Here is a 6,217-nt window from a genome sequence, read left to right as displayed (position 1 = left end):
TGAACGCCAACGATATCGATCAGGCGGCCAAGATCATCGCCGGAACCGCGCGCTCGATGGGTATCACTGTCGACGGCTGAGGATCGATGATCCTGCATTCGGTGGGAGGGCCGGCCAGGCCCGATAACCACAGCTGGCCCGCCGCTTCGGCGCCGGGCGTGAGCCGGGAGAGTTCGAACTCCTGCTGGGCCAGGGCCGCATTGTGCGACCTCCCGTCGGCGCGTTTGCGGTCGTGGTAGCCGCGACTTGGGGGTCGCCCCGGCGGCGAAGGCGGACAGGAACCGGCATATTTGAACTTGCGGTTGCCGTATCGCGCGGGGGGTTCACCGTGGATGGACGAGCCGGATCGGTGGGTGACCGGGGCAAGGCCGGCTAACGCGACGAGATGTTCAGCGGTACACCGTTTTCGTGGACGGTCAGCATATGTCCCTCTTTCACTGGTCGCCCAGTACAGCGTCGAATAGACCGAGAGGTGGCGCCGGGCATCACCCCGAGGCCAGGTTAGCCTTGCCTATTCCACGGGTGTCAAGCGGGTTCGTTTCACTTGTCCGCGAGCGCGTTCGGCCACCACACCTTCGGGCCGGCAACGGTGAACAACGCCGGAATGACCACGGTGCGCACCAGGAACGTATCCAGCACGATGCCGATACCGACGATGATCCCGAGCTGGGTGAGCGTGATCAGCGGCAGCACGCCGAGAACACAGAACACCGCCGCGAGGACGATACCCGCACTGGTGATCACCGCACCCGTCGCCGAAACCGCGCGCACCATACCGCCGACGGTGCCGTGGTCCGGGGTTTCCTCGCGCGCCCGGGTCACCAGGAAGATGGTGTAGTCGACGCCCAGCGCCACCAGGAAGAGGAAGGCGAAAAGCGGTGTCGTGGTGTCCAATGCCGGGAAACCGAACAGATGGGTGCCGACCAGGCTGCCGAGCCCGAGCGCCGCGAGAGCGCTCAGCACGGTGACCGCGATCAGCAGCACCGCGGCGGGGACGGCGCGCAGCAACACCAGCAGCACCGCGAAAACCACCACCAGGATGAGCGGGATGACCAGGAACTGATCACCGCGGGCGGCATCGCGGGTATCGAGGGCTTGGGCGTCGCTGCCGCCGACCAGCGCTTCCGCCGCGGGCACCTCGGCCAGCGCCGCGCGCATCTGCTCGATCGTGTCGAAGGCCTGCGCGGATTCCGGCGCGGCCTCGAGTGTGACCATCCACCGGTCGGTACCCGCATGGCTACCGGCGGGGTTCACCGCCGAGATCGCCGGAACAGCCGACAAGGCCCCGCGCACCTCGTCGGCGGTGCCCGCGCGGGCCAGCACGATCGTCGGATCGGACGATCCGGACGGGAAATGCGCGGCCAAGGTATCGAAACCGTCGACCGATTCCGCCTCGACCCGGAATTGCTCGGTCTGCGACAACCCGATGGACACACCGAAAAGACCGGCGCAGCAGCCGAGCAGGACCACGATCGCGGCCGACGAGACGGCCACCGGCCGGGCCACCACCCAGGTCGCGATCCGATGCCAGAGGCCGCGCTCGGTGATATCGTCCTCGCGCAACCGGGGAACGAACGGCCAGAACACGTTCCGGCCGCACAGCGCGAGCGCGGGTGGCAGCGCCACCAGGACGAACACCACGGCGACCAGCAGACCGGCCGCTGCCATCAAACCCAGTGACCGGGTGTTCGGCAGGGTCGCCAGCAGGAGGGTGCACAGTGCGAGGACCACGGTGATATTGCTGGCCAGGATTGCCGGGCCGGCGCGGCGCACCGCTTCGTACAGCGCCTGCCGGTGGTCGCGGTAGCGGTGCAGTTCGTCGCGATACCGGGAGATCAGCAGCAACGCATAGTTCGTACCGGCGCCGAAGACGAGAACGCTGGTGACGCCCGAGGTGGAGCCGTCGAAACTCAGGCCGGTGAGCCGCGCCAGCGCGGTGCCGACCCCGATGGCGGTCCGGTCGGCGACACCGATCACCAGCAGCGGGAGCAGCCACAACACCGGGGACCGGTAGGTGATGATCAGCAGCAGCGCGACCACCAGCGCGGTGACCGCCAGCAAGGTGATGTCCGCGCCGGCGAACGAATCGGCGATATCGGCGCCGAAGGCCGGGCCGCCGGTGATCTGCATGATCAGTCCGGGTGGGGTCTGCTGCGCCGCCACTTCACGGAGCCGGTCGATCTCCGCGGTGAGGGTTTCGCCGCTGAGTTCCGCCGAGACGCTCGCCCGTCCCAGGGCGGCCGCACCGTCGGGCGAGGGGACGAGCCCGGGGCCGCCCTGCTCTGTACCGGCGACCTTGCCGACAGCCGACTCGGCCGCCGCGAGGTCGGCTTCGGATAGCCGGCCACCGTCGGCCCGGCTGATCACGATGATGACCGGGGCGTCCGCACCCCCGGGGAATTCGGCCACCGCAGACTTCACCCGCGCGGATTCCGACGATTCCGGTAGCGAGGTCGGCGCGCGGCCGGCGTCGTCGTTGCTACCGGCCCCGAGAATCGCCGCGCAGGCTGCCAGGACGACGGCGACGAGTAGCCACCACGAACGGCGGCCGGTGACCAGTTCGGCATAGCGCTCCCACGCATTCACCCGGCCGACTATTTCAGAAACTTAAATAATGCGCAAAACGCCGATACACTCGGTGCGCCGATCAGAACAGGGAGGACCACCGAGCGTGACACCAGCAGGCGAACCGGCCGATGTCGCGGCGCGCAACTCCGCCGAAACCGATATCGCCACCGATATTCGCGCGCTCACCGCGATCTCCGAGCAGATCGCCCACCTCTTCGCCCGTTCGCATGCCCTGCGCAGCACCGATTTCCGCGCGCTCATGCATATCGCCACCGCCGACGCCGAAGGGCGCCCGCTCACCGCGGGGCAACTGCGCGAACTCATGGGGCTGTCCGCCGCCGCCATCACCTACCTGGTGGAACGGATGATCGCCTCCGGCCATATCGAGCGCGAGGTCGATTCCCGCGACCGCCGGCGCGTCCTGCTGCACTACGCCGAACACGGGATGGCGGTGGCCGGCGATTTCTTCGGCCCGCTCGGCAGACGTACCCGCGCCGCCATGACCGCCCTGCCGACCGACGATCTGCGCGCCGCCCACCGGGTCCTCCAGGCGGTGGTCGCCGCCATGCGTGAACACCACACCGCGCTGACCGACGAGCGGCGGCCCGGCTGAACCCGCGATGGTCCCGAACTCCCTGCGTATACCGCGGTAGACGGGGTACAGCACTCCTATGAGGCACTTCAGGAGATGGGGGGGCCGTATATCTGCTGGCACTGTTGTTCGCGGGTTCGTGGGCCGCGCAGTTCGTCACCCAGTACTTCGATTACCGCAGCACGCAGCAAGCGCTCGGACAGCCGTTCGAATGGCCGGGGTATCTGCATGACTTCCTGTCCAGCACCTTCGAGAACTGGCAGAGCGAATGGCTGCAACTGATATTCCAGGCCATTCTGCTGCTCGGCGCCAAACACTGGTTGTTCGCGGTGGACGCGGAAGATCTCGAACGAATCGAGAAGAAGATCGATGGGGTGGCCGCGTCCCTCGCACGGTACGGCTGATTGCGACGGCAACGGCCGGGTATACGCCGACCGACAGGAGGTGTGTCATGCCGAAGGAATGGACCGGTAAACAGGAACGGCAGTACGAGCACATCAAGGATTCCGAGCAGGATCGCGGCGCGGGAACGAAACGGGCGAAGGAGATCGCCGCACGCACGGTCAACAAGAACCGGGCGCAATCCGGCCAGTCGAAAACCGCCAGTCGCTCGTCCACCCGGGATATGTCGCCGCAGCGCCGCGGTGGGAAACGGTCGCACAGCAGCGGACCGAAGGGCCAGACCCGCGATCAGCTGTACAACGAAGCACGGCGCCGCGGGATACAAGGCCGCTCGAAGATGAGCAAGGACGAACTCGCCGACGCGCTGGGCCGGTCGTAACGGCGATGGGTACCACCGCGAAACCGGTCGGTGCCGCCGAGTTCGTCCCCGCCGACGCCGATCTGGACACCGTCCGGGCGGCGGCCGCGGGCTGCCGCGGCTGCGATCTGTACCGCAACGCCACCCAGACCGTGTTCGGCGAAGGCCCCGCGGACGCCTCGGTGGTGATGGTGGGCGAACAGCCCGGTGATCAGGAGGATACGCAGGGCCAGCCGTTCGTCGGCCCGGCCGGCCGGCTCCTGGACCGGGCACTCGGCGAGGCGGGTTTCGACCGCGAGACGGTGTATCTGACCAACGCGGTCAAACATTTCAAATTCGCCGAACGCGGTAAACGCCGTATCCACAAGCAGCCCAGCCGTACCGAGGTGGTGGCGTGCTCGGCCTGGCTGGCGACCGAACTCGAGCTGGTGGCGCCGGAGCTGGTGGTATGCCTGGGTGCGGTCGCCGCCAAGGCAGTGCTCGGACCGTCCGCCACCGTCGGCGAACTCCGCGGGCAGATGGTGCAGCGGCCGGATTACCGGATCACTGCCACCGTGCACCCGTCGTCTGTACTGCGCGCACCCGACCGCAAGACCGCCTATGCGGATTTCCTCGACGATCTGGCGTATATCCGCGACACCACGCGGCAGTGATCGCTCAGCGGCCGGTTCCCAGATCCAGTCGCCGGGTGACCCGGTCCACCAGATCGGGGGGCATCCCCGGTTCGCGGCGCGCAGCCAAGGCCTCGCGCCGGCCTGCTTCGGCGAGTTCGGTCCTGATCCGCTTGACGGTGGCGGCCATTCGCGCCTCGCGTTCGGCCAGGGCCCGCGCCTGCTCGCCGGCGGCTTCGGGATCGGCCCGGGCCATCCGTTTGCGGACGCCTTCCCGTAACCGTTCGTAGAGTTCGACGGGAACATCCTCGGATTCGGCGAGTTCCTCGAGGCGGGCCAGCTCCGCGTCGACGACGCGTTCCCACAGTTGCCGTTCCAGCCGGCGTTCGGCGCGGGTATCGGCGTGGACACCGGTGAGCCGCACGATCAGCGGCAGCGTCGGCCCCTGAACGAGCAGGGTGAACAGCACCACCGCGAACGCGATGAACAGGATCTGGGTGCGGCCGGGGAAATCGGCGCCCGCTTCGGTGGACAAGGGAATGGCCAATGCCAGCGCGACGGTCGCCACACCGCGCATACCGGTCCACCAGGTGACCACGGTTTCTCGCCAGGTGTAGGGCTCGTCGGCGTCTTCGTCGTGCCACCAGGCACCTCGCAGCCACCAGGTCACCGTCAGCCAGATGAGCCGCAGGACCACGACCACGGCCACCACCGCGGCGGCGACGGCCACCAATTGCGGCCACTCGTCGCCGGTGGCGGCCAGGACCGCGCTCAGTTCGAGGCCGATCAGACCGAAGGCGAAACCGCTGATCAGCAGCTCGGTGATATCCCAGAACGATTCACCCGCCATGCGATAGGCGGTATCGCCGAATTCGGTCGCCGCGTCGGTCAGATACAGGGCGCACACCAGGACCGCCAGGACGCCGGATCCACCCCACGATTCGGCGAGCCCGTAGGCCGCGAACGGCAGCAGCAGGGTCAACGCCACCTGCCAGCTCGCCTCCGCGAGATATCGCGTGAGTTTGCTGCCCAGCATGCCGAGCAGCAGCCCGACGGCCACCGCCACCACCGCGGAGACGACGAATTCGAGGCCGGCGTGCGCTGCCGAGAAACGACCAGTGACCACCGCCTCGATCGCGACCGAATAGATCACGATCGCGGTGACGTCGTTGAACAGTCCTTCGCCGCCGAGTACGACCACCAGCCGCCGCGGGAGCCCGAGCCGGCCGGCCAAGGCGGTCGCGGCCACGGGATCCGGCGGCGCGACCACGGCCCCCAGCACAATGGCCGCGGCCAGCGGCAGACCGGGGTACCAGGCATGGAACACCGCGGCGACCGCCGCGACGGTGGCGATCACCAACCCCACCGCACGCAACACGATCGGTTCCCAGTTCTCCGCGAACTGCCGCCAGGAAGTGCGGCGGGCGGCGGCGTAGAGCAGGGGTGGCAGCACCAGCGGCAGGATCAGCTCCGGTGGGATCCGGATCTCGGGGACGAACGGCAGCAGCGCCAGCACGCAGCCGAACAGCGTCATCAGCACTGCGGAGGCCACGCCGATCCGGCGGCCCAGGGCCTCGGCGAGGACCGCGGCGAACAGCAGCGTGAACGTCAGCACCAACTGGTCCATAACGGTCCAGTCTGCGATGTGCGGGGCCTCCCGGCGTGGTGCAATGCCGGGGGCGCGGC

The 6,217-nt window shown here is 68.2% G+C and carries 6 protein-coding genes and 2 pseudogenes; 5 read left to right on the top strand and 3 right to left on the bottom strand.

From position 1 onward, the window contains the following. Positions 1-80: pseudogene (locus QH196_RS16370) on the top strand (50S ribosomal protein L11); the annotation flags it as partial. Positions 81-190: 110 nt separating this feature from the next. On the opposite strand, the pseudogene QH196_RS32550 reads toward QH196_RS16370, so the two are convergent. Further along, a pseudogene (locus QH196_RS32550) lies at positions 191-397 on the bottom strand (transposase); the annotation flags it as partial. 143 nt (positions 398-540) lie between these two features. Further along, positions 541-2,586 (bottom strand): MMPL family transporter, encoded by a 2,046-nt coding sequence (locus tag QH196_RS16360; protein ID WP_280416654.1) that lies wholly within the window; start codon positions 2,584-2,586, stop codon positions 541-543. An 85-nt stretch (positions 2,587-2,671) separates the two neighbouring features. Here QH196_RS16360 and QH196_RS16355 point away from each other — a divergent pair, with 85 nt between their 5' ends. From QH196_RS16355 to QH196_RS16340, 4 genes are all read left to right on the top strand, one after another. Further along, the gene (locus QH196_RS16355; protein ID WP_280416653.1) at positions 2,672-3,181 is read left to right on the top strand and encodes a MarR family winged helix-turn-helix transcriptional regulator; all 510 of its coding nucleotides are present in this window, start codon (positions 2,672-2,674) and stop codon (positions 3,179-3,181) included. A 104-nt stretch (positions 3,182-3,285) separates the two neighbouring features. Next, the gene (locus tag QH196_RS16350; RefSeq protein WP_280416652.1) at positions 3,286-3,564 is read left to right on the top strand and encodes a DUF6766 family protein; all 279 of its coding nucleotides are present in this window, start codon (positions 3,286-3,288) and stop codon (positions 3,562-3,564) included. A gap of 47 nt (positions 3,565-3,611) precedes the next feature. After that, positions 3,612-3,941 (top strand): plasmid stabilization protein, encoded by a 330-nt coding sequence (locus tag QH196_RS16345; protein WP_280416651.1) that lies wholly within the window; start codon positions 3,612-3,614, stop codon positions 3,939-3,941. 5 nt (positions 3,942-3,946) lie between these two features. After that, positions 3,947-4,573: a UdgX family uracil-DNA binding protein gene (locus QH196_RS16340; protein WP_280416650.1), complete on the top strand. Its 627-nt coding sequence runs from the start codon at positions 3,947-3,949 to the stop codon at positions 4,571-4,573. Between the two features lie 4 nt (positions 4,574-4,577). Here the strand turns inward: QH196_RS16340 and QH196_RS16335 are convergent, their stop codons facing one another. Continuing rightward, positions 4,578-6,158, bottom strand: a complete 1,581-nt coding sequence (locus QH196_RS16335; protein WP_280416649.1) for a Na+/H+ antiporter — start codon at positions 6,156-6,158, stop codon at positions 4,578-4,580. Positions 6,159-6,217: the final 59 nt, after the last annotated feature.

It is taken from the genome of Nocardia carnea (assembly GCF_029868325.1).
Classification (GTDB): Bacteria; Actinomycetota; Actinomycetes; order Mycobacteriales; family Mycobacteriaceae; genus Nocardia; species Nocardia carnea_C.
The sequence above is the reverse complement of the archived record's forward strand: the minus strand, read 5'-3'. Positions and strand labels throughout refer to the sequence as shown.

Coding starts and splice junctions, on each gene's coding strand:
- QH196_RS16340 (WP_280416650.1), top strand. CDS start 3,947: ATGGGTACCACCGCGAAACCGGTCGGTGCCGCCGAGTTCGTCCCCGCC.
- QH196_RS16335 (WP_280416649.1), bottom strand. CDS start 6,158: ATGGACCAGTTGGTGCTGACGTTCACGCTGCTGTTCGCCGCGGTCCTC.
- QH196_RS16345 (WP_280416651.1), top strand. CDS start 3,612: ATGCCGAAGGAATGGACCGGTAAACAGGAACGGCAGTACGAGCACATC.